This window comes from Bacillus sp. KS1 (genome assembly GCF_020075515.1).
GTDB lineage: Bacteria > Bacillota > Bacilli > Bacillales > Bacillaceae > Bacillus > Bacillus velezensis.
The window spans coordinates 123,818-147,232 of sequence record NZ_JACAWW010000017.1; the positions used below are offsets into that span (position 1 = coordinate 123,818).

Here is a 23,415-nt window from a genome sequence, read left to right on the forward strand (position 1 = left end):
TGCGGAGAAATATCAAAAACCGCTGAATGAGATTCAGCGGTTTTTTTGTTCATCCTGTTTGTAAAGAAGAGCTTTCAGGAGCGCTTTTTGCGCGTGAAGCCGGTTTTCCGCCTGCTGAAATACCGCAGAGTTCGGGCCGTCGATAATCTCGGACGTGACCTCTTCCTCCCGATGCGCGGGCAGGCAATGCAAAAATGTATAGTCGGGTTTGGCGAGACTGACGAGTGAGGCGTTGACTTGATACGGGGCAAACACATTCAGCCGCTGCTGCGTCTCTTCCTCCTGCCCCATGCTCGTGAAGACGTCGGAGTAAATCACGTCTGCATCCCGCACTGCTTCCTGCGGATTTTCGGTAAGGGTGATTTTCGCTCCGGAAACAGCCGCCGCTTCTTTTGCGGCATTCACCGCCTCTTCCTCTACTTCATAGCCTTTCGGCGAAGCAACCGCAATGTCACAGCCCATTTTTGCGCAGCCGATCATAAGTGAATGCGCCACATTATTTCCGTCACCGATATAGGCAACTTTTACTCCTTTCAGTTCTCCTTTTATTTCTTGTATCGTTAACAGATCCGCGAGTGCCTGACACGGGTGATACCGGTCGGTCAGCCCGTTTATGACGGGAATGTCTGCATGCTCGGCAAGCTCTTCGACTTTTTCATGTTCAAAGGTGCGAATCATAATGGCATCAACGAATCCGGACAGCACCTTCGCCGTATCCGCGACCGTCTCCCCCCGCCCAAGCTGCAGGTCGCTGCTTGAAAGAAATAGTCCCGTTCCCCCGAACTGGGCCATTCCCGCTTCAAAAGACACGCGTGTGCGGGTTGAAGATTTTTCAAAAATCATCGCCAATGTTTTCCCTTGGAAAATCGGCTGTATCGGATGTTGTTTTAATAATGAAGCTTCTGTCAGAAGCGCATTGATGTCTGACGGGCTGACATCTTTTAAGGAAAGAAAATCTTTGCCGTACAAATGGGTTAATGTGTGTTCCGCTTTTATTGTGTGCATGATGCCACTTCCTTTTGATAAAGATCTTTGAGCGATACAGGCTGAGGTTTGCCGGAGCCGCTTGCTAAAAATGCCTTTACGGTTTCCGGTTCAGTAAAGACCGTCACACCGTGCGTCATGGCTTCGATCCGTTGTTTACGCGCTTCTTCAGAGTGATTGAAATTGATATGGACCGCTTTATCCTTTCGCTCTGCCCATGCCGGGAACGCATCTTTGCATACGGTAAATCCCGCCTCTTGAGCCTGACGTTCCAATTCCACATCACAGCCTTCCAGATAGATGCTGCCTTTTTTCTCCCAGACGTGCGCGTAGATTTTTTTCAGGGCGCTTTCTGCGTCAAACGCGACACACATGCCTTCTCCGGTAGACTTCATTTCCGGTCCGGGCTTTACGTCCACATCCTGAATGGCGTGAGAAGAAAAAACCGGGAATTTCACAGCCGTTCCGTGCTGATTTTGAACCTCGGGCTTGATGTCTTTAAGGGAAGCGCCGGCCAGCAATCTGGCGGCAAGCGGAATCATCGGCACCCCCATCACCTTAGACACGACAGGAACTGTGCGGCTTGCCCGCGGGTTCACTTCAAGAACGAGAATATCCCCTTTGTCATCAATGACAAACTGAATGTTCATGATGCCTTTAAAAGCCAGTTTTACCGCGATTTTTTTGGCGGCCTCTTTTATATTCCGCTGCATATCAGGTGTGACAGACGGACCCGGAAGAATCGCAAAACTGTCGCCCGAATGGACGCCGGCGCGCTCAATGTGCTCTGTGTAAGTCGGCACGAATACTTCATGTCCGTCGGAAATCAGATCGATCTCCAATTCTTTTCCTGTAATGTACTGATCGATCAAAATCGGATACGGCATGCCCGCTTCATTTTCCAGCAGTTCTGACATTTGCGCTTCTGAATCAACGATAATCATGCCCATCCCCCCGATGACATAAGACGGACGGATCAGCACGGGGTAGCCGATTCGGCTTGCTTTTTCCGTTGCTTCTTCTTTTGAATAAGCGGTTTCGCCTTTGGCATGTTTCAGGTCAAGATCATCAAGCAGCTGATAAAACAGATCCCGATCCTCCAGCGCATCAAGGGTTTCAAAGGATGTTCCGAGCAGCGGAATGCCCGCTTTTTCCAGCGGTTCAGCGGCATTGATCGCGGTCTGCCCCCCAAACTGGACGATGGCAAAATCAATGTTTTCATGTTCCGCCACGTTCAAAATATGTTCTGTCGTCAGCGGTTCAAAATAAAGCCGGTCGGCGATTTCATAATCCGTGCTTACTGTTTCCGGATTGTTATTGATCATAATCGTTTCATACCCCAGCTTTTGCAGGGTCAGAACGCCGTGGACGGCGCTGTAATCAAATTCCACTCCCTGACCGATGCGGATCGGGCCGGAGCCGATGATGAGAGCGCGTTTTTTCTCTTTTCGGCTGATATCTCCGTCGCTTTCCCCGAGGTAGGTGGAGTAGAAATAATTCGTCTTGGCATCAAATTCAGCGGCGCATGTATCTACGATTTTAAACGACGGGACGATGCCTGATTTCTTTCTGAGAGCACGGATGTCTTCTTCCGTTTTTCCCGTGAGAGATGCGATCATGACATCCGTGAAGCCCTTTACCTTCGCCTGCTTTAAAAGCGGCACAGACAGATGATCCCCTTCTTCCATCAGCTTGTTTTCCAATGTGATGATATTTCGGAATACATGGAGAAAAAACGGGTCAATTTTCGTTTTGGCATGGATGTCTTCTATCGTTTCACCGCGGCTTAACAGTTCCATGACGACGAAAAATCTCCGGTCATCCGGCGTTACCGCTAATTCCCACAGCTGATTGATCCTACAGCCGCCGAGTTCAGGCAGGCGGGTGCCGATCGTTTTCAGCTCAAGGGAGGCCGCCGCTTTTTGAATAGCCGCTTCCATATTTCTTTCGATCGCCATGACCTCTCCCGTCGCTTTCATCTTCGTTCCGAGCGTGCGGTCGGCATGTTTAAATTTATCAAACGGCCAGCGCGGGAATTTGACGATGACATAATCAAGCGCCGGTTCAAAGCTTGCATAAGTAGAGCCCGTCAGCGGATTTTTCAGTTCATCAAGCGTATAGCCGACGGCAAGTTTCGCCGCCATTTTGGCAATCGGATAGCCGGTCGCTTTTGACGCGAGAGCTGAAGAGCGGCTGACACGCGGGTTCACTTCAATGACATAGTACTGTTTGCTGAACGGATCCAGCGCAAATTGAATGTTGCAGCCGCCGACTACATCCAGCGCCGAAATAATCGCCAGGCTTGCTGAACGCAGCATCTGATATTCTTCATCCGTTAACGTCTGGGACGGTGCGACGACGATGGAGTCCCCTGTATGCACGCCGACGGGATCAATGTTTTCCATATTGCAGACGGTGATGCATGTATGATTGCTGTCGCGCATGACCTCATATTCGATTTCTTTAAAACCGGCGATGCTTTTTTCGACGAGGCATTGGCTGATCGGGCTTGCTAACAGCGCCTGTTTAATAAGCGTCTGAAACGATTCTTTCGTTTTCGCGATTCCGCCTCCCTTTCCGCCTAGCGTGTACGCCGGTCTCAGAATGACCGGAAATCCGATAGACTCAGCGAAGCGGAGGGCGTCTTCTTCGTTGTCGACGATTTCGCTTTCCGGAACGGGCTGATCGAGCTCTTTCATCAGGGCGCGGAACTGCTCCCGGTCTTCGCCTTTTTGAATGGTTTCCACCGATGTTCCCAAAAGCTTGACGTGATGCTTCTTCAGCACGCCTGCTTCTTCAAGCTTAACGGCTAAATTCAATGCAGTCTGGCCGCCCAAATTGGCAAGCAGACCGTCCGGTTTTTCTTTTTCAATAATAGCCTCGATGCTGTCGGTTGTGAGCGGTTCAAAATATATTTCATCGGCAAACGCCTCATCCGTCATAATCGTTGCCGGGTTGTTGTTGACTAGAATAACACGGTATCCTTCTTCTTTCAGAGCCATGCAGCCCTGCGTTCCTGAATAATCAAATTCTGCCGCCTGGCCGATGATGATGGGGCCGGAGCCGATGACTAATATGCTGGAAATGGTTGTATCTTTAGGCATGAGCGATTTCTCTCCTTGCTGGTATCACTTTCTCTAGAAATTCATCAAATATCCACTCGCTCTCAGCCGGTCCGGGATGAGCTTCAGGGTGGAACTGGACGCTTAATACGGGAAGGCGCTTATGAATGAGCCCTTCCACTGATGTATCATTGACATGATGAAATCTGATGGACAGCTCGTTTTCGTCAATTGATGCTTCATCGACGACATAGCTGTGGTTCTGGCTTGTCATAAACACCCGTTTCGTTTTCCGGTCAATGACGGGATGGTTGGCACCCCTGTGGCCGAACGGCAGCTTATACGTATTTCCTCCGAAAGCCAGGGCAATCAGCTGATGCCCGAGGCAAATGCCGAGTGCGGGGAAATCACTGAGTAATGATGTAATCCGGTTCATGTACGGCGCAATCGCTTTCGGGTCGCCCGGGCCATTTGAGAGCACGATTCCGTCAGGCTGAATGTCGTAAACAGCGTTCATCTGCTGATACGGAATGACCGTTACTTTACAGCCGCGCTTTACAAGTGACGAGGCGATTGATTTTTTATAACCGAAATCAATCAGCGCAATATGCCGGTCTCCGTTCCCCATTGATGTGATGTCTTCAGACTGCGCCAGCTCCGCCGGGTTTTCTGTTCCGGATGCTGCGGGAATCTCTCCTGTTGTTGACACGGCAGCGTTCATCGTGCCGCCGGAGCGGATGGTTTTGACGACGGCCCGTGTGTCCACTTCGGTTAAGAGCGGGATGTTCCATTTATTTAAATACTCTCTCAAGCTTGAAACTGCTTCATGGTGAGAAAAATGTTCACACGCTTCATAGACGGCAACAGCCTTGACTTGAGGAATCTTACTTTCAAGGTCTTTTTCATTAATTCCGTAGTTTCCGATCAGCGGATACGTAAAGACGATGATCTGGCCCTTATATGACGGGTCTGTAAGCACTTCCTGATAGCCCGTCATACCGGTGAAAAAAACAGCTTCGCCAACACAGCGGGCCTCTTTTTCAAGTTCACCGCCGAATGATGTTCCGTCTTCCAATACTAAATAGCCTTTCATCTAAAGCCCACCTCTTGATGAATAATTAATTAAAAATATGAATTTTTATACTCTTATATCGAAAAAAATTACCGTTTCACTGCCGAATGCGCTTCGATCGCTGCTTTCAGCATACTGACGGCCGACAGCATTTCTTCTTCAGAAACCGTAAGCGGCGGGAGCAGCCTGATGACATTCGGTCCAGCCGGAAGCACGAGAAGTCCGCGTTCCTGCAGATCTCCGATGATGCCAGACACGGGACCTGCGCATTCAATGCCGATTAATAACCCTTTTCCGCGGATTTCTTTTACAAAAAGCCCTGTCAGTTCACGGTTCAGCTGCGCTTTTAAAAATGATCCTTTGTCTGCCGCCGCCTGGAGAAAGTCCGGCTGAAACACAATGTCCAAGGTTGCTTTCACAGCTGCCATGGCAAGCTTATTGCCGCCGAAAGTCGTACCATGCGTACCCGGCGTAAAGGCGTCGCCAAGCTTCTTTTTGCCGATCACGGCTCCGACGGGAAAACCGTTTCCAAGCCCTTTCGCAGCAGTGATGATGTCCGGAGAGATGCCGAAATGCTCATAGCCGAATGCCTTGCCCGTCCGGCCGATTCCGGTTTGAATCTCGTCTGCGATAAGCAGCGCCTGTTTGTCTTGGCAAAATGTCTGTAAGGCTTCGATGAATTCCGGATCGGCGGGATTGACTCCCCCTTCTCCCTGCACCGTCTCAAGCATGACGGCGGCGATATCATCCTCTTTTGAAAGCGTGCTGAATGCCGACGGATCATTGAACGGAAGATAGTGAAAGCCTTGAAGCATCGGTCCGAAACCGGTCTTGATTTTGTCTTGTCCGGTGGCGGCCATCCCCGCATAGGTCCGTCCGTGAAAGGATTGATGAAATGTTACGATTTTTGTCTTTCCCGTTGCTTTACGGGCAAGCTTAATGGCGCCTTCATTCGCTTCGGCCCCGCTGTTGCAGAAGAAAACGAGATCCCCCGCGCTATGTTCGGCCAGCTTTGCCGCGGCTTTTTCCTGAAGGTCATTTTCAAACAGATTGGAAACGTGCCATACGCTGTCAAGCTGTGCTTTCACCGCTTCTGTCACCGCATCATGACAATGGCCGAGATTGGAAACGGCGATGCCCTGAATGAAATCGAGATACGTTTTTCCGTTTTCATCCTCTGCAATTGTCCCTTTCGCTTTTTTGATATCGATGGGCCAGCGGCTGTAGGTTTGAAATAAACTGCTCATGACACGCTCTCCTTTTCTTTGACGATTTTTGTTCCTTGGAAGGCTTGATCGGTGAAAAACGCTCCTTTTCCGTTTACGATCATCACTTCCTCGACATCTTCACTCAGTGCCGATAATGCCGAGTTTACCTTCGGAATCATCCCCCCTGAAATCACGCCGTCATCGATGAGGGCCTGAATCTCTTGCGGCGTCAAAGTATCCAGCCTGTTCTCTCCGTCCATAATTCCTTCGACATCCGTGACAAATAAAAGTTTATCGGCGTGTAAGGCTGAAGCGACGGCCGATGCCGCGGCGTCTGCGTTGACGTTCAGCGTTTCGAAATCACTTGTCATGGAAAGCGGAGCGATAACGGGAATGATGCCTTCTTTCATTAATGCGTGAATGATTGACGGATCGGTTTTTTGTATTTCGCCGACTTCTCCGTATTTGTCTTGATTAAGATAGGATGCTTGAAGGAGACCGCCGTCCTTTCCTGATATTCCCGCGGCTTTCAGCCCGTTTTTCGCGAGTTCGGTTACGAAAAATTTATTGATCGTCCCTGACAAGACCATTTCCGCTGTTTCCAGCACCGGTTTGGTCGTTTTCCGCTGTCCATCGACAAATTCCGTTTCAATCTGCAATGTTTTCAGCATTCTTGAAATGTCCGGGCCGCCTCCATGGACGACGGCAATGTTCCAGCCCGATTGCATAAGCTCTTTTACATTTTGAAAAAAATCGGCGGATAACTCGCGGATTACGCTTCCGCCGCACTTAAAAACGATGGTTTTCTTCATGCCGCTCCCCTTTGTTATGTGCGATAGCTCGCATTGATTTTGATATAATCATAGGTTAAGTCACAGCCCCATGCCCGGCCGCTGCCGGAGCCTTCCTGCAGGCGGACTGCAATCGTAATTTCATCACCTGATAAGTACTCCTTGGCATCAGTTTCCGAAAACGGCTGAGGTTCGTTGTGTTTAAACAGACACTGACCGCCGAGGAAAACTTCCACTTGTTCGGCCGTTACGCTTGCCGCACTGTGCCCGATTGCGCCGATGATGCGCCCCCAATTGGCGTCTGTGCCGTAAACGGCGGTCTTCACAAGGCTTGAACCGACGATTTTTTTGGCGATAATATTCGCCTCAAGGTTATTTTTCGCGCCTTCGACTCTGGCTTCAATTAATTTCGTCGCTCCTTCACCGTCTCTGGCAATATCTTTGGCTAGGTCTTCGCATACAAGCTTTAATCCCTTTTTAAAAGCCGGCCAGTCAGGGTGATCCTCCGTCAGGCAATCATTCCCTGCGCAGCCGTTCGCCATCACAAGCACCATGTCATTCGTCGATGTTTCTCCGTCAACGGTGATTTGGTTAAATGAAACATCCGTAATCTCTCTGAGCGCGTTTTTGAGCGCCTGTTCTTCCACGGCCGCGTCCGTTGTGACAAAGCCGAGCATTGTCGCCATGTTGGGGTGGATCATGCCGGAGCCTTTCGCTGCTCCGCCGATCGTGATGATGTCTCCGCCGATCACCAGTTCATAACACGTCTGTTTCGTCACTGTATCCGTCGTCAAAATGGCTTCTTCAAATGCTCCGGACACGGACGGCGCTTGACCGAGCTGTTCAATACCCGCTTGAATTTTTTTCATGTCTAAAAGCTCGCCGATCACCCCGGTTGACGAAACCGCAACAAGCTCCGGCTCAATGCCGAGCTGGCTCGCGAAGCCGTCCCGCATTTCATAGGCGTCCTTTAATCCTTGGTCTCCCGTACAGGCGTTGGCAATCGCGCTGTTGACGATAACCGCCTGAAGCACACCCTCTTTTTTCAGGCTGGCTTGCGTCACTTTCAAGGGCGCTGCCTGAAAATGGCTCTGCGTATATACCGCTGCACTGACTGCAGGCGCTTCGCTGATAATCGCTCCGAGATCTTTTTTTGAATAGCGCAGACCGCAGTGCACGCCCTTTGCCTCAAACCCTTTCGGCGAGGATACGCCGCCTTTTATTTTCGTGATTTCCTCACTCAGCTGAATCATATTTTCGAATCCCTCTTTCGTTCTATGGATAGACTGGCGTCATCGTAAGTCCCGTTTCTTCCTGCCAGCCATTCATGATATTTAAATTTTGAACCGCCTGCCCTGCGGCGCCTTTCATCAGATTATCTATGACAGAAACGATGGTGGCACGGTTTGTTCTTTCATCCACGGTGACACTGATATCACAAAAATTGCTGCCGTATACCTCTTTCGTCGCCGGAAATTCACCTTCCGGCCTGATTCTGACAAAATATGAATCTTTGTAGAATTCGGAATACAATTCTCTTACCTGTGCAGCAGACATACCCGGAGGAGCCTCCGTATACATCGTCGCCATAATGCCCCTTGTCATCGCCGCCAAATGAGCGGAAAACGTGATCGGGCCTGTGCCGGGCTGCCAAGCCGCTAATTGCTGTTCAATTTCCGGAGTATGCTGATGCTCATTAACCTTATAAATTTTGAAATTATCATTCAGCTCAGAATAATGAGTGCCCATTGATGCTTTTCGGCCGGCGCCGGATACGCCTGTTTTCGCATCAACAATCAGAAATGAATCTTGTAAAAGCTTATTCTTCGCCAGCGGGGCGAGCCCGAGCAGTACAGCAGTCGGAAAACATCCCGGATTGGCAATCAGCTTTGCAGTCTGAATCTCTTCTTTTTGCAATTCAGCTAAACCGTAAACCGCGCTTTGAATCGTTCCTTTCGGAGCGGCCTTCCGCTTATACCACTTTTCATACACGGCCGGGTTTTGAATCCGCAGATCGCCGGATAGATCAATGACCGGAATGCCCGCCTCCGCCAGCTTGGGCGACCACTCTCCGGAGACGCCGGGCGGCGCGGCTATGAACATGACATCAATTTCGTTTCGGATCGTTTCTATATGAAGCGGCTGAAGTGATTGTGACGCTATATTCCTCAAATGCGGATATGAAGCGGCATATTCTTTCCCTTCGTCGCTCGATGAATATAATATACAATCCTCTGCATAAGGGTGATGGTTAAGAATCCTGACAAGTTCGGCGCCTCCATAACCAGTAGCGCCTATAATACCTATTTTCAACGGGTTCACCTTCTTGGTTTTTGTGAAATTATTTAACATTATAACATGAATAAAAATTAATTCAATTGTATATTTAATATTTTTTCATTCATTTTCCATCTGCTTTTGCGGACAAAAAACAGGCTGATCGGATCAGCCTGTTTTTTTCAGCATCATCAGCCCGCTTATAAAAAACAGCACGGAGCTGGCGTAAAAAATAATATAAACCGTAAAGAAATCAGCGAGAAACCCGCCGAGAATAATGGCGGCAGCTGAAAATACGGCCGTCCAGAAATGATAGCTGCCGACTTTTTTTCCCCGCTCCCCGCCGTCGGTGTAATCGGCGATCATGATTTTCTCGCCGTGTTTTTGCATCGCGCCGAACAGGCCCAAAAGCACCTGCACAACATAAACCTGGTGCACGCCGGTAATGTGCGGGAGCGTCAGAAGAAGCACCGCCATCCCCCACGAATTCGCCATAAGGAACCAGCGGGGATCCAGTCTTGCCGACAGCCGGCCGAGCAGCGGATGAATCAATGCGCCGCTCAGGCCGAACAAGCCGTATGAGAGACCGAATTGCGTGTAGCTGGAACCGATGTTTTTAATAAATAAAATATAAAACGGAAAGATCAGGCTGCCGGCAAAAAAGACACTGCTCTGTGACAGGATCAGCCATTTTAAATGGTTGTGTTTCATGATTTGTACCTCTGATAAAAATAATTCATAAACAAGTCATCCGGATCATATTTGTGTTTTTTCTGAAAGAACATATCGCTTTTCGGATATGCCTCGCGCATCTGCTCTTTCGTTTGATACAGCATATACGGGAGATAATAACTGCCGCGGTGGCGCAATGCCGTATCCGTCATTTTTCTGACAATCCGCGCCGCACTCGCCTGGCTGTCTTTTGAAAACCCTTCATTGATTAAAAGAACGAGTGAAAACATGTCTTCCTTTGCGTATGACAGATCGGCTTTTTCATTTTTTTGCACGTAGCGGATCGTAATATTTACGAGATTGAGATCTTCATGTGACAGCGTCTTGCGTAAATCATGAATGTACGGCGCAAATTCGCCGACGGGTACGAAGTATTCTTGTAGCACGTCGGTGTTGTCCGTGTTTTCATATTCCAAAAATTTCGACTCTGACCGCATGACATTGTTCCTGGAGACTTTCACGCCGTTTTGGCTGAGAAAATAAGACTGCTGAGTTGACCAGAACCAATTTCTGCCCCAGTCATACCGGCGGGAGAGGCCGAGCGCGAATTTCGTCAGCGCCGGATGCTCATCTTCTTTCAGTTCATTGTGCCGCTTTAATTCTTTCTGGTTGTCTGAGAGTGTGTAATCAGTCACATACATATCGTGCAAAAAGCCTTTATCCCCTGTTGCGATCCGCGCGAGATGCATGCGCACGGCGGGGTTGCGCTGAACATGCTGCGTAAAATATTGACTGTATGTATCAGCGTTCATGCGTTTCGTTTTCATTTCATAAAGCTCATCATCCGTCAGCTCAATATCCGCGTCAAGGATGACGCCGAACAGGCCGTAGCCGCCGATGACGGCTGAAAACAGGTCATCTTTCGGAGTAACGGTGATGACTTTGCCGTCCGCCTTTAAAAGATGAAACGATTTGACCGTATCAATCAGCGAACCGTACCGGATATCCCGGCCATGGGCGTTGGCGCTCAGTGAGCCCCCGATCGTAAAAATGTTTTGCGATTGCATGACTTTTACCGCGAGCCCGTACGGATTGACATAGCGCTGAATATCATTCCACGTCGCTCCCGCCTGCACTCTGATGATTTTTTTCTTTCGGTCGAGACCGAGTATTTTGTTGTAGCCCGTCATGTCGAGAACGATACCGTCTTCATAATACGTCTGGCCGCCCATTGAGTGCTGGGCGCCTGCGATTGAGATCTTCAAATGCTTTCTCTTTGCTTCCTTAATCGTTTCGACCAATGTTTCTTTCTCTTTTCCTTTGACCGTCTGCTTAATTTTCACGGGCATGAGACGGCTGACATCCGTCATTGTCCCTGCCTGCCGCTCCGGCTCTTTGTGAAAGGCGGAAACAGCGAACAGCGCCGTATAAACAAGAATGCTAAGGATAATGAGAAGTAATTTTTTCTTCATGGGTTCCTCCCTCGCATGCAGCCGGTCTATTATATCATGCCTCCGTCCGTTTTTTTCCTTTTTAACCCGATACCGCAAAAAACCCCGAATGGCGGGAAACTTGTTTTTTTTAGTGACTTGCCCTTCTTTCCGCACGCCGGTCTGCAGCGACAAAGCAGACGCGTCCGGCAGAATCATGTTTAGTACAGTTCAAAACGGTCATCCGGAAAACACCGGGCATAAAAAATACACAGAAATCCCTAAAAATGATTTTTTAGTCAGTATATAATCGATATATATGCAGATGTATTACCAAAGGGATTGTTTAAAACAAAGATGTTAAATGAGGTGGGGAAAATGAACATAAAAGGGATCAATCATCTTCTTTTTTCTGTTTCAGATTTGGAAAAATCTATAGAATTTTATGAGAAAGTATTTCATGCACAACTTCTGGTTAAAGGGCAAAAAACAGCATATTTTGATCTGAACGGGCTTTGGCTTGCACTTAACTTAGAGGCGGATATACCAAGAAATGAAATACATAAATCCTATACGCATACGGCCTTTACAATTGACCCAAAAGATTTTGATGCAATACTTCAAAGGTTAAAAAATCTAAATGTAAATATATTAAATGGGCGTCCTAGGGATAAGCAAGATCAAAAGTCAATTTATTTTACTGATCCCGATGGACATAAATTTGAATTCCGCACAGGTACACTCCAGGACAGACTGTCCTATTACAAAAAAGATAAACCTCATATGAAATTTTATATATAAGGGTTCGTTTGCGATCCAAAACAAGCCCTCACTGTCGCTTATATGCAGACAAAAGAAAAGCACCTCCAAACTTTAGGATGTACCTAAAATCCGGGGTGCATTTTCTTATTACTGAATCCCTAATGCGATTTTTGCGTAGCGTGACATTTTGTCTCTTGTCCACGGCGGATTCCAGACAATGTGGACCTCCGTCTCTTTTACATCCGGAATGTCGGCGAGCGCTTTTTTCACCTCGTCGACGATGATCGGAGCGAGCGGGCACCCCATTGATGTCAGTGTCATCGTAACGTGCGTCAGGCCGTCGTCATCCATATCAACGTCGTATACAAGGCCGAGATTGACGATATCGACGCCGAGCTCAGGGTCAACAACCTGCTCCAAGGCGCCCATGATGTTTTCTTTTAATGCTTCTTCCACGTTCCATCACTCCTTTTTCCTCAGTATAACGTAAAAGCGGCTTTTGTTAACACCTTTGTGCTTTATAAATGCTTATCGAACCAGGCGACGGTTTCTAAAACGGCGTATCTCGGGACTTTATGATCAGCCCGTTCGTCTTTCAGAAACTGAAGATGGTCGGGCCGGCTGCTGTAATGAGGTTTAATCGTTTCATAAAATCCGCGGGTCGGTGCATACGGAACGACTTTGTCTTGAACACCGTGCCAGAACAGCAGCGGGCGGCTGCGGAGTTTTTCCGGTTCCAGACTGAGATCGAACGGTTTGAGCCGCGCAAACAGTTCATCGACCTGTTCTTTTGTGACGTCAATGTCGATGTCCTGCTTTTGAATGTGGTCAATCTGCTGCTGAAAAAATGCCGTATAGTTCGGACTTCCCATCAGACTGACGCCGGCTTTGACCCAATCATACGCGGCCATCGCGCCGAATGTCGTAATTCCGCCCATTGACGTCCCCGCAAGACCGATCCGCCCGTCTTCAATCAGACCGCGCGCTTCAAAATCCTTTTTCAGCACGTCAAGCTCCTCGATTTCATTTAAGACAATGTCCCAAAAATGGACGGCGAGCTCTTCTGCTGACAGCTGTTCAGCGCGTTCACCGTGGTAAAGAGCTTCCGGCAGCACGGCTCTGAAACCCTTTTCAGCAAGCAGGTAAGCGAAATGAAGATTATGCTCCTTCGCGCTTGTAAAACCGTGAATAAAGAAAACAAGGGGAGCGGGACGGTCCCGATTTTCTTCTTTTACAATATGTAAAAACGGAATGCCTGATACGGTTTGATGATCAATAAGAATCACGTTGACTCCCTCCTTAGGATAACCATAATCATAAGTGTAACATGTAGACAATAAAGATGGTAAAAAGCTACACTGTACATAAGAGAAAAACAGCAAATTATATGACAAAAGGAGTTATTTATGGAGACAAAACCTTACCTCATCGCCTTAGATCTGGATGGAACCTTATTAAAAGATGATAAAACCATTTCCCCTGAAACGGCACGGACGATTCAGACGCTGAAAGAAGCGGGCCATCATGTCTGCATCTCAACCGGCCGCCCTTTCCGTTCCAGTTCGATGTATTATGACGAGCTTGGGCTGACAACGCCGATTGTCAATTTTAACGGAGCGTTTGTCCACCACCCGAAAGACGAGTCATGGGGACGATACCACACGTCTTTATCTGTCGATGTGGTCAGACAGCTTGCCGAACTTACAGAGACCTACCAAATACATAATGTGCTCGCTGAGATCATTGATGATGTGTACTTCCATTATCATGATGAGCATTTAATTGAGGCGTTTCATATGAATACGGCGAATGTCACATTCGGCGATCTGCGCGAAACGGTCCAAGAGGATGTGACGTCCGTATTGATTCACGCGAAGGAAGAGGACGTCGCGGACATACGCGCGCATTTATCCGATGTGCACGCCGAGGTCATTGACCACAGAAGATGGGCGGCTCCTTGGCATGTGATTGAAATTATTAAACACGGGATGAATAAAGCGGTCGGCCTGAAGAAAATCAGCGACTATTACCAAGTGCCGAGAGAACGGATCATCGCGTTCGGCGACGAAGACAACGATCTTGAAATGCTCCGATTTGCCGGGTGCGGCGTAGCGATGGGAAACGGCACGGATGAAGTCAAACAGGCCGCCGATCGCGTCACGGGTTCAAATGAAGCGGACGGAATCGCCGAATTTTTAAAATCCTATTTCTCCCTGTGAGGTTTTCCCGCTCATAACACAAAACCTTCCGCCCATACTAAAACAGACGACTCATCTCGTCTAAATATGGAAGGGGGACATTTGCAATGGGTAAACGAAACAAATCAAAACGGTTTATTCAGCAAGGCAAGGACTCTGTCAGTCTTCATGACGCAAGATTTCCATATCGGTCTACATTAGAGGAAGCACAGCATGATGCAGCAAAAGATTCGGCTGAAAGGCAGGTTGACTTTTAATGAGAAACGAACTGTTTTCTCAAGCCAAGTCATTTGTCCAGCAGGCCGTCATGATTGCTAACGGTTTCGAGGACGGCGACCAGGAAAAAGCTGTCTCACGCGCCAAAAATGCCGTGTCTTCCGCGTACGCCAATTCGACGGATGCAGAACGTCAGCAGCTGCACCAATTTCAGGATCAGCTGGAGAAATTGCAATAAAAAAAGGCGCCCCGTTTGAGATGAGGGCGCCGCTTTTTTATTTTACTTCAAATGTTTTTACCGTTTTCAGTCTTTTTCCGATCTGATCGGACTTCCCTAAAAACGTCACCGTCACCGTGTATGTTCCCGGACCGGGCACGTTCTTCCACACATCTGAAAAGTCATACGTTTCATTCGGCATTAAGGTCACGGTCTGAAACGCCTGGGTAAACATTTTGTCTTTTGAATAGCGGTACAGTTCTTTGTGATGTTGGTCATGTACGGTCAGTTCGAATTTCTGCCCTGAGCTGAATGTGAAATCGATCGGGCTTTCGCTTTTGTTTTTTAAAGACATTTGAAATTCGATCTGCTGATCTGTCTGCACAGGATTTACGGCTAATTCCGCTTGCTGTTCATTCATCTCTCCGGATACCTCCTCAGCGGGCTCCTTCTGCCCGGATTGACTGCTGCATCCGATCAATAAAATGACCGGTAATAACAGGCCAAACAGCCACTTCATTCTATCCGCTCCTATCAGTCTTTTCTGAAGAAACCAAAGATCCCCGTCGTTTGCACGATGTTTGTGAAGGCTTTCGGGTCGACTTCTTTCACGATTTTCTCAAGGTCATACAATTCGTACCGCGTGATGACGATGATCATCATTTCTTTCTGTTCGTTTGTGTAAGCGCCTTTTGCCGGCACCGTCGTAATGCCTCGGACCATTTTCCCGTAAATCGCTTCTTTGATTTCATCAGCTTTTTTTGTAACGATCATGGCGGTCAGTTTCATGTGGCGCGTGTGAATGGCGTCAATCACCCTTGTTGTGACATACAGAGCGACAAGGGTATATAATGCTTTCTCCCATCCTTGCAATAATCCTGCCGTCAAAATGATAATCCCGTTCAAAATGAAGAAATATGTGCCGACCGGTTTATCCTTCCATTTGGCCAGCACCATCGACACGATATCAAGACCGCCTGTCGAAGCGCCGAATTTCAGCGTTAAACCGATGCCGATAGCTGAGATGACTCCTCCGAATACGGTATTCAGAAGAATATCGTGTGACAGTCTCATTTCCGGGAGAATCCCCATAAAGACGGACGTCAGCGCTACGCTTAATATGCTGTACACGGTGAATGATCTGCCGACTTTCAGCCACCCTAACACACCGATGGGAATGTTTAAGAGGAACATGAGAACTCCTGTCGAAATATAAAAGGGGGCGTATTGATCAACGACGCTTGACAGCAGCTGGGCGACACCGGTAAAACCGCTGGCATATACATTCGCCGGTATCAGGAATAAATTCAGTCCCGCCGCATACAGAAACGCGCCGATGACGACGATTGCTAATTTTTTTACTTGTTCTAGTACCATGGCTTGCTCCTCCGCTCATTTTCATTATTAGCTTTTCCCTTAAAATAAAGTTTTGAACACTATTTTGCCAAATTTATATGATATAGTTGGCATCACTCTCACCAACCGGAAAGAAGGGAATTATGATGACAGTTCACCTTATTGCTGACAGCGCCTCTGACCTGCCGAAATCTTATATTGAAGAAAACCGGATCGGGTTCATTCCGCTGCACGTAACACTTGACGGAAACGAATATGAGGACGCGGTCACCATTCAGGCGGATCATATCTTTCAAGCGATGCGGGACGGGAAAGTTCCGAAAACATCCCAGGCATCACCGGATACGATAAAAAAAGTATTTTTACAATACGCGGAACTGGGAGAACCGGCGATATACATCGCCTTTTCCTCAGGTCTTTCCGGCACCTATCAGACGGCCGTAATGATCGCCAATGAAGTAAAAGAGGAATTTCCCGATTTTGATTTACGGATTGTAGATTCCAAATGCGCTTCATTGGGCTGCGGCCTCGCGGTGATGCACGCGCAAACACTCTGTGTTAACGGGAATACAATACAAGAAATCGAAACGTCTGTAAAGAACTTTTGCGCACGGATGAAACATATATTTACGGTCGATGACGTCGCCTATCTCGCACGGGGCGGCAGAATTTCAAAAACGTCCGCTTTTGTCGGGGGGCTTTTGAACATCAAACCGATTCTGCATGTGGATGACGGCAGGCTCGTGCCGCTCGAAAAATTGCGCGGACAGAAGAAACTGTTTAAACGGATTATAGAAATGATGAAGGAAGAAGGCGGCGATTGGGCGGATCAAACCGTGGGAATCAGCTATGCAGATAATGAAGAGACGGCGATTGGGATGAAGGAAATGATTGAAGAAGCGTTCCATCCGAAAGAGATCATTCTTCATTCAATCGGCTCTGCGATCGGCGCCCACTCCGGGCCGGGCACGCTCGCGATTTTTTTCCTGAAGCCATAATTTCAATGCGGGCGGGCATCCTAACGGACAGAAGGGAGGCTTTGCCGCATGAAAGATGATGACAAAAAACCGTTGGACAATAACGCCGTAAATCAGAAAAAGAACCGGCTTGCCGAAAAAAACCGGCAGGCGGGAAAAAACCAGAATTCCAAAAAACCGGACCATCTGTAAAAGCAAAACAGCCCTCTTGTGTATGAAGATAGAGGGCTGTTTTTTGTCCTATATGCGTCTAACATCACTTATCACGAATCCGCTTTCAGGCAATGCCGGCATTCTGGACAGGCTGAAGCTCAAATCTTGGGACGGAACATCGTACTCTATTTCATTGGCAAGAAACGCAAGGGAAGTTTTCATGACTTCCACGGTTATTCCCTCACCCGGACAGCGGTGGCCGTTAGCCGGATCACCTCCGCCCTGGGGAATGAAATCAAATTTATTTTCCTCCCGCCCCTGAAAACGTTCCGGGCGAAATTCATTCGGATTCTCCCAAAGCCGGGAATCATGGTTTGTCCCATATAGGTCAAGCATGACGGAGGCACCCTTTTTAAACTCACAGTTCTTCCATACGAAATCTTTTTTCACAACGGCTCCTAAAAACGGGGCAAACGGGTAATACCGCCGAACTTCATGTGCAAATCTTTCGGCCTCCTGATCATCTCTCGATCTCAGTTTGCCCCGATATTCAGGGTAATCATGCAATGCAAGAGCTGAAAACGTAATAAAGTAAGAAATGGCGGCAATCGGGCGCAGAACATTAATAAGCTCAACAGCAGCCATGTGAGAATCAAGTCTGTTCCCGTCAAGTTCTGTATGAAAAGCCATTTCATACAAGGCTGAGCCCTCCGGCGTTTGCAGCTTGTCGGACCGCACATCCTCAATGACCTCCTCTATCCATTTCTCCGTTTTCAGCCTCGCCCTTCTGCCTTTCCAATGACGCGGTCCGACAGCGCCGAATGCGTCTACCATATCGGTGAAATCCTCCGCCCGCTCTTTCACTTCTGAGTCTTTCAGCGGGACGCCGGCCCACTCACAGGCAGCCCGGCACAGCACTTTCTTCGCTTCATCAAAAAGGACAATTCGGTTTGAACCCTCCCACATTTCCGCAGATGCTTTCCACTGTTTTGCCACCGCTTCCGCAAGCCGTTTTTGCCGGGGCGGCGTCATCAGCGACATAAATAGAAGCTTCCTGTGCTTATGCCGTTCACCGTCCATTGCCTGGATTGCCCCTGTTCCGAATAACGTTTTCTGCACCCGTTTGGGGAGGGCCTGCTGCCGCTGAAATCGTTCTGTGTCATAAAAAAGCTTTGCGGCTTCCGCTCCGCTCATACAAATGAATGTCTTCCCTAATAAACGGGCGCGAAACACATCTGAGCGATAATTCTCCGCTCGGTTTTTCACAAATACATAACCATCGCGTAATAAAGCCAGACTATTATCAAGACCCTTTTCCTGCGGAATTTGTTCATCCATCCCGATTCCTCCCTTCTTTTTTCACCTTTCACGAAAAAGAATAAATATAAACACATATATATTCAGTATTTGTGTTTCATTCAGAAGTTACTCATGTCAGGCTGCAAAAATCAGGGGCGGGGCAAAAGCCCGTTACAAAGTAAACCGGCGGACCTGATCGTTTAACCGCTCTGTCAGGCTCACCAGATTATTGACGCTTTCCGCCATTTTATGAAAAGAAGACAGTTGCTCAAGCGCGGAGGCAGAAATCTCTTCGCTTCCCGCAGCCGTTTCCTGAACGACGGCGCTGATGCTCTCGGCATGATGCAGCACTTGCTCACCAAGCTGTTTCGATTCGATGATCCGTCCGTCCAATTGAGTAAGCTCCGCTTTAATATGGGCGGCTTTTTGTTCAATATGGGCGAATGATTCTGATGTTTTCTCCATCAGCTCCTGCTGTCTGTCCGCTAAAGCGACGCCGGTCGTGACAGCTCCGGTAATAGATGTGATGCCGGCTTCAATTTGCTTTACCATATCGAAAATCTGCGCGGTCGCTTTGGCTGATCCGTCTGCGAGCTTCCGTATCTCCTCGGCAACGACGGCAAATCCTTTTCCGGCCTCGCCTGCTCTGGCCGCCTCGATTGCGGCGTTTAATGACAGCAGATTGGTCTGGCCCGCAATGTCAGAAACGGTCTGCGCCATCATACTGATGCCTGCCGCATGCTCTATGAAGAGACCGGCGGCTTCGGAAATCTCTTTTGATGTCTCATTGCTTTTATCAATGGCTTGCTTGGTTTCGGCTAAAGCACCGCGCCCCGCAGCCACCGCCGCAATCGTCTCTTCACTGCTTCTCGTCGTTTGTTTTGAACGTTCGGCGTTCGCCTTTGAATGTTCATCCATTTGTTCAATGAATTGCACCGCATGCTGCAGATCTTCTGAAATGGTTTGGGAGCCTTGCGCCATTTCTTCCGTCGACACGGACACCTGCTCGGTCATGTCCTTCAGCGTCTGGTTTTCCTTCGTCAAACCTTCCGCGAAAATCTCGACTTCACGGCCGACCTCTCCGATCGCCTGAATTAAGGTGCGGAGCTGTTCAGCCATCATTCCGAATGAGTCATTCAGCTCTTTCAGTTCGTCCTTCCCTTTATAATCAAGCATTTCAACAGCAAGGTTCCCTCCTGCAATACGACGGGCATTTTCAGCCATACGGCGGATCGGCCCTGCGATTCTCTTCGTCAGCCTGATGGAAGATATGACGGTGACGGCAAGTATCACGATGGTCAGCACGGCTGCGCTGTAAACGATAAACTGAATCTGGTCAGCCGTCTGCTTCTGCATGTCTTCATAGTGATCCCGGCTTTTCAGATTCAGCATATAAATATCATTCAGAAGACCGTTGATGCGGGCCGCCGTCCTTGTCGCTTCAGCCGGGCTTTTCGAATCAAGAGCAGCGTCCGCCTCCGCCTGCCATGATTCGTATTTTTTGGCGAGTTTGTCATAAGCGGCTTTGTCCGCATCGTCCGTCATCGTTTTTTTGAGCGCCGCCAGTTTGTCTGAGCTGCTTTTCATATAGCTTCGCACATCTTCTTTCTGGGCGTCTGCGAGCGTATAGGAATAGCCGGTGATGCTTTCTTTTAACGTATTAAGGTCAGCTTTTGCTTCCTGGACGTTTAACAGCGCGTCCACTTCATCTTCATTTGAAGCCTGAATCTTCATCATGTTTACAATGGTAAAGCCGATGACGGCGGCGAAGCAAATCATCGTAACGGCTGCGTTAACGAGCAGCCTTGTCCGTAATGTCACTTCAGATCGCCTCCTTTTTCAATCAGACTGTTTTTCATATCCGTGATCTTTTTCGTCAGCCCGCCTGCGTTTTTGACAACTCTGATCTTAGCTAAGTCCATGCCGTTTTCCTTCAGTCCGTAAACGATCTCTCCGCTTTTGATCTCCTTGTTGTCTTTTAAATCTTTCGCTAATTCATAGATGACTTGGTCGACGTTTTTCACTAAAGAAGAGATAACGGCGTGCTCGGCGGTGTAATATTGATCGCTGTCAACACCGATGGCGTATACTTTTTGCGCCTCCGCTTCTTTCAGAGCGCCGACGCCCGTGAAGCCGGCCGCCGTAAACAGGACATCGGCTTTTTTTCGGATCATGTTTTGGGCGATGCGCTTCCCGAGCTTATCATCGTCAAACGTACCGCTGATGTCCGACAGCACGCGGATATTCGGTTTGACTGATTTCGCCCCTTTCAGGTAGCCTTTCTTAAACCGTTTAATGACGTCGGCATCTGAACCGCCGATAAATCCGATCGTGCCGGTTTTGCTCGTCATAGCCGCCAGCGCTCCGGCTAAGTAGCTTCCTTCATCCTCTTTAAATGTGACGGAGGTAACATTATCCAGGTCTGATACGGAATCAATCAGCACAAACCGCTGCTTCGGATATTTTTTGGCGACCTTTTCTAAATCCGCCTGCATGCTGTAACCGAGCCCCACCACAAGATCATTGCCTTCCCGGACAAGCTGGGTCAGTCCTTTTTCGTATGTACCGGTATCTTTTATTTCCCGATAGTCAAATGTGATGCCGAGCTCGTCTCTCGCTTTCATCAAACCTTGAAAGCCTGAATCATTAAATGATTGGTCGCCGAGACCGTTGTCTGTCAGCATGATGCCGATTGTTTTCGTTTTTTCGGCCGCCGTTTCCTCAGATTTGCCGGCACATCCCGCCGTGCTGAGCGCAAGCAGCAGTACAGCCGCAAATATCGCCATTTTTCTCATTGAAACTCTCCTTTTGTTTTTTTTCTATAGTTATATATCGGTTCGGATGTCAGAATATTTTATTTCAATAAAATATGTATGTTCGGCAGGGTGATAAACAAATGAGGGCCATAGGAGCTTTTGAGAAAATAAAAAACATCGGTTTTGGTTCACCGATGTTTTTGCAGAAAATTTATTGTTTTTCGTATGTCCAGCCGTCTTCCTGATACACTTTGCCGTTTTTCATCAGGTGCCCGAGCGCCCGCTTAAAGGCGGCTTTGCTTAAATGAAACCGTTCGCGGATATCGTCAGGGTGGCTTTTGTCTCCGTATGGCATCGCGCCGTTTCTTGATCTCAGATAGGTCAGAATCTCTTCCGCGTCAACCGAAAGCGCATCCTGCTTTCTCGGCAGCAGAGACATGTTGACCGAGCCGTCTTCCTTCACCTCGATGACACGCCCTGTCACGCGGCTGCCGAGTCTCGGCTCATCTTTTCTTTCTGAAGGGTGAATAAACGCGCGGATGCCTTCATCGGTAATCAGAAAAGATCCTGATGCGATCAGTCTGTACACCGTGCCTGTCAGGTCTTTATTCATGACGTCTTCCTCTGCATCCGTAAATAATTCACTGATGATATCTTCAGGCGCCGGCTTGGCAAACATGCGCCCGCGGCTTGTCACCTTCAGCATGCAATACAGTCTGTCTCCTTTTTGCGGCCAGACGGATTTGTACGGAGGCAGGTGCTCCGTTGCGACGAGCGCGTCTTTTGACAGACCGACGTCGACGAATACGCCCATATCTTCCACAGCGTCCGTCACTTCCACCCATCCGTAGTCATAAAAGCTGATGAGCGGCTTTTTCATCGTCGCCGCGAGTCTTTCCTGATGATCGACGTAAATAAATACGTCCACTTCATCTCTGTCTTCGATATCCTCTGTGATTTCACTGTTATGTAAAAGAACCGTATCCTCGCCGTCGGTTAAAAAATAACCGAAATCGGTTTGGTGATCTATACTAAGCGTGAGCTGCTGCCCTGGTCTCATGTTATCGTCCTTCCTGATTCGCCCGTATGAGGCTGATGTTTTTCTCATTTTTTCCAATATGCATAAATTCATGCTTTATGCTGTTGGACATTTCTCTTTATTCTACTATAATCAACTCATAAGTGAAATGTTATAGGAGGTTTTCTCATGGCAAAAGAAAGTTCTTTTGATATTGTATCGAAAGTTGAATTTCCCGAAGTGCAGAATGCGATTCAGATGACGCTGAAAGAAATCGGCACGCGCTATGACTTTAAAGGATCGAAAAGCGATGTAACTTTAGAAAAGGAAGAACTTGTCCTGATTTCTGATGACGAGTTTAAACTGAATCAGCTCAAAGATGTGCTGAGCGGCAAGCTGATCAAACGGGACGTGCCGACGAAAAACATTGAATACGGCAAAATCGAAAATGCCTCGGGAGGCACGGTGCGCCAGCGCGCGAAGCTTGTACAGGGCATTGATAAAGACAGCGCCAAAAAAATCAACGCGGTGATCAAAAACTCCGGCTTGAAGGTCAAGTCGCAGATTCAGGACGACCAAGTACGCGTCACCGGAAAAAATAAAGATGATCTGCAGCAGATTATCGCAGCCGTCCGCGGAGCAGACCTGCCGATTGACGTTCAATTTATTAATTTTAGATAAATTATGTGATTCCTATTGATTATTGTCTCTATTTTCGGTAAATTTGGAGAAAGGGATTTTCACGGTTAAGTTTTGGAAACCCATGACAATTACATGAACGTTCTTATCAAGAGAAGCCGAGGGACTGGCCCGACGACGCTTCAGCAACCGGTGTAGTGGTTTACCCAAACCATGACCAAGGTGCTAAATCCAGCAAGCTAAAAACAGCTTGGAAGATAAGAAGAGAGACAAATGATTACAAAGTCTTCTTCTTAAGAAGACTTTTTTTATTTCTCTTTTTTCCTTG

24 protein-coding genes and 1 riboswitch are annotated in these 23,415 nt (G+C 48.1%); of the genes, 7 read left to right on the forward strand and 17 right to left on the reverse strand.

Annotation, left to right across the window (positions count from 1 at the left end; translation table 11 throughout):
• Positions 1–33 precede the first annotated feature (33 nt).
• The 9 genes from argF to HWY38_RS11245 form a co-directional block, all read right to left on the reverse strand.
• Entirely contained in the window at positions 34–1,005 is a 972-nt protein-coding gene (gene argF, locus HWY38_RS11205; protein WP_082997831.1) for an ornithine carbamoyltransferase, read from the reverse strand.
• Positions 993–4,088 carry a carbamoyl phosphate synthase large subunit gene (locus tag HWY38_RS11210; RefSeq protein WP_224181859.1) on the reverse strand — a complete coding sequence of 1,032 codons (3,096 nt, stop codon included), beginning with the start codon at positions 4,086–4,088 and terminating at the stop codon, positions 993–995. The genes argF and HWY38_RS11210 overlap by 13 nt, the downstream gene beginning before the upstream one ends.
• Positions 4,081–5,139, reverse strand: coding sequence for a carbamoyl phosphate synthase small subunit (locus tag HWY38_RS11215; protein WP_012117273.1), 1,059 nt, complete (start codon positions 5,137–5,139; stop codon positions 4,081–4,083). The genes HWY38_RS11210 and HWY38_RS11215 overlap by 8 nt, the downstream gene beginning before the upstream one ends.
• A 68-nt stretch (positions 5,140–5,207) precedes the next feature.
• On the reverse strand, positions 5,208–6,365 hold the full coding sequence (locus tag HWY38_RS11220; protein ID WP_224181860.1) for an acetylornithine transaminase: 1,158 nt from the start codon (positions 6,363–6,365) through the stop codon (positions 5,208–5,210).
• Positions 6,362–7,138: an acetylglutamate kinase gene (gene argB, locus HWY38_RS11225; RefSeq protein ID WP_038457598.1), complete on the reverse strand. Its 777-nt coding sequence runs from the start codon at positions 7,136–7,138 to the stop codon at positions 6,362–6,364. Before argB ends, HWY38_RS11220 begins: the two co-directional genes overlap by 4 nt.
• A 14-nt stretch (positions 7,139–7,152) precedes the next feature.
• Entirely contained in the window at positions 7,153–8,370 is a 1,218-nt protein-coding gene (gene argJ / locus HWY38_RS11230; RefSeq protein WP_082997829.1) for a bifunctional ornithine acetyltransferase/N-acetylglutamate synthase, read from the reverse strand.
• A gap of 22 nt (positions 8,371–8,392) precedes the next feature.
• Positions 8,393–9,430 (reverse strand): N-acetyl-gamma-glutamyl-phosphate reductase, encoded by a 1,038-nt coding sequence (argC, locus tag HWY38_RS11235; protein WP_224181861.1) that lies wholly within the window; start codon positions 9,428–9,430, stop codon positions 8,393–8,395.
• A gap of 132 nt (positions 9,431–9,562) precedes the next feature.
• Positions 9,563–10,105 carry an MFS transporter gene (locus HWY38_RS11240; protein ID WP_003155082.1) on the reverse strand — a complete coding sequence of 181 codons (543 nt, stop codon included), beginning with the start codon at positions 10,103–10,105 and terminating at the stop codon, positions 9,563–9,565.
• Complete coding sequence (locus tag HWY38_RS11245) at positions 10,102–11,538, reverse strand: FAD-dependent oxidoreductase (protein WP_014304772.1); 1,437 nt, start codon at positions 11,536–11,538, stop codon at positions 10,102–10,104. The genes HWY38_RS11240 and HWY38_RS11245 overlap by 4 nt, the downstream gene beginning before the upstream one ends.
• Positions 11,539–11,874: 336 nt before the next feature.
• Between HWY38_RS11245 and fosB the strand changes: the two genes are divergently transcribed.
• Complete coding sequence (gene fosB, locus HWY38_RS11250; protein ID WP_014304771.1) at positions 11,875–12,297, forward strand: metallothiol transferase FosB; 423 nt, start codon at positions 11,875–11,877, stop codon at positions 12,295–12,297.
• A gap of 108 nt (positions 12,298–12,405) precedes the next feature.
• Here fosB and HWY38_RS11255 read toward each other — a convergent pair whose 3' ends face one another.
• Positions 12,406–12,714: a metal-sulfur cluster assembly factor gene (locus HWY38_RS11255; protein ID WP_003155088.1), complete on the reverse strand. Its 309-nt coding sequence runs from the start codon at positions 12,712–12,714 to the stop codon at positions 12,406–12,408.
• 62 nt (positions 12,715–12,776) lie between these two features.
• Positions 12,777–13,544 (reverse strand): prolyl oligopeptidase family serine peptidase, encoded by a 768-nt coding sequence (locus HWY38_RS11260; protein ID WP_007409140.1) that lies wholly within the window; start codon positions 13,542–13,544, stop codon positions 12,777–12,779.
• Positions 13,545–13,664: 120 nt separating this feature from the next.
• Between HWY38_RS11260 and HWY38_RS11265 the strand changes: the two genes are divergently transcribed.
• The 3 genes from HWY38_RS11265 to HWY38_RS11275 all read left to right on the forward strand — a co-directional run bounded on the left by HWY38_RS11265 (position 13,665) and on the right by HWY38_RS11275 (position 14,910).
• Positions 13,665–14,477, forward strand: coding sequence for a Cof-type HAD-IIB family hydrolase (locus HWY38_RS11265; RefSeq protein ID WP_007610550.1), 813 nt, complete (start codon positions 13,665–13,667; stop codon positions 14,475–14,477).
• A gap of 86 nt (positions 14,478–14,563) precedes the next feature.
• Positions 14,564–14,713, forward strand: coding sequence for a hypothetical protein (locus HWY38_RS11270; protein ID WP_003155094.1), 150 nt, complete (start codon positions 14,564–14,566; stop codon positions 14,711–14,713).
• A complete protein-coding gene (locus HWY38_RS11275) occupies positions 14,713–14,910 on the forward strand; it encodes a DUF3813 domain-containing protein (RefSeq protein WP_003155097.1) in 198 nt (65 codons plus the stop codon). Before HWY38_RS11270 ends, HWY38_RS11275 begins: the two co-directional genes overlap by 1 nt.
• A gap of 37 nt (positions 14,911–14,947) precedes the next feature.
• Here the strand turns inward: HWY38_RS11275 and HWY38_RS11280 are convergent, their stop codons facing one another.
• Positions 14,948–15,409, reverse strand: a complete 462-nt coding sequence (locus tag HWY38_RS11280) for a BsuPI-related putative proteinase inhibitor (protein ID WP_003155099.1) — start codon at positions 15,407–15,409, stop codon at positions 14,948–14,950.
• Positions 15,410–15,423: 14 nt separating this feature from the next.
• The gene (locus tag HWY38_RS11285) at positions 15,424–16,266 is read right to left on the reverse strand and encodes a YitT family protein (RefSeq protein ID WP_003155101.1); all 843 of its coding nucleotides are present in this window, start codon (positions 16,264–16,266) and stop codon (positions 15,424–15,426) included.
• Positions 16,267–16,391: 125 nt separating this feature from the next.
• Between HWY38_RS11285 and HWY38_RS11290 the strand changes: the two genes are divergently transcribed.
• Positions 16,392–17,243 (forward strand): DegV family protein, encoded by an 852-nt coding sequence (locus HWY38_RS11290; protein WP_014304769.1) that lies wholly within the window; start codon positions 16,392–16,394, stop codon positions 17,241–17,243.
• Between the two features lie 48 nt (positions 17,244–17,291).
• Complete coding sequence (locus HWY38_RS11295) at positions 17,292–17,414, forward strand: hypothetical protein (protein ID WP_003155105.1); 123 nt, start codon at positions 17,292–17,294, stop codon at positions 17,412–17,414.
• Between the two features lie 48 nt (positions 17,415–17,462).
• On the opposite strand, the gene HWY38_RS11300 is transcribed toward HWY38_RS11295, so the two are convergent.
• The 4 genes from HWY38_RS11300 to HWY38_RS11315 form a co-directional block, all read right to left on the reverse strand.
• Positions 17,463–18,713, reverse strand: a complete 1,251-nt coding sequence (locus HWY38_RS11300) for a cytochrome P450 (RefSeq protein ID WP_224181862.1) — start codon at positions 18,711–18,713, stop codon at positions 17,463–17,465.
• A 132-nt stretch (positions 18,714–18,845) separates the two neighbouring features.
• On the reverse strand, positions 18,846–20,495 hold the full coding sequence (locus HWY38_RS11305) for a methyl-accepting chemotaxis protein (protein ID WP_224181863.1): 1,650 nt from the start codon (positions 20,493–20,495) through the stop codon (positions 18,846–18,848).
• Positions 20,492–21,469 (reverse strand): BMP family protein, encoded by a 978-nt coding sequence (locus tag HWY38_RS11310; RefSeq protein WP_224181864.1) that lies wholly within the window; start codon positions 21,467–21,469, stop codon positions 20,492–20,494. Before HWY38_RS11310 ends, HWY38_RS11305 begins: the two co-directional genes overlap by 4 nt.
• A gap of 172 nt (positions 21,470–21,641) precedes the next feature.
• A complete protein-coding gene (locus HWY38_RS11315; protein WP_176364447.1) occupies positions 21,642–22,538 on the reverse strand; it encodes a S1 RNA-binding domain-containing protein in 897 nt (298 codons plus the stop codon).
• A gap of 99 nt (positions 22,539–22,637) precedes the next feature.
• On the opposite strand from HWY38_RS11315, the gene HWY38_RS11320 reads away from it, so the two are divergent.
• Positions 22,638–23,129, forward strand: a complete 492-nt coding sequence (locus tag HWY38_RS11320) for a YajQ family cyclic di-GMP-binding protein (RefSeq protein WP_003155112.1) — start codon at positions 22,638–22,640, stop codon at positions 23,127–23,129.
• Between the two features lie 100 nt (positions 23,130–23,229).
• Positions 23,230–23,351: riboswitch (SAM riboswitch) on the forward strand.
• Positions 23,352–23,415 lie beyond the last annotated feature (64 nt).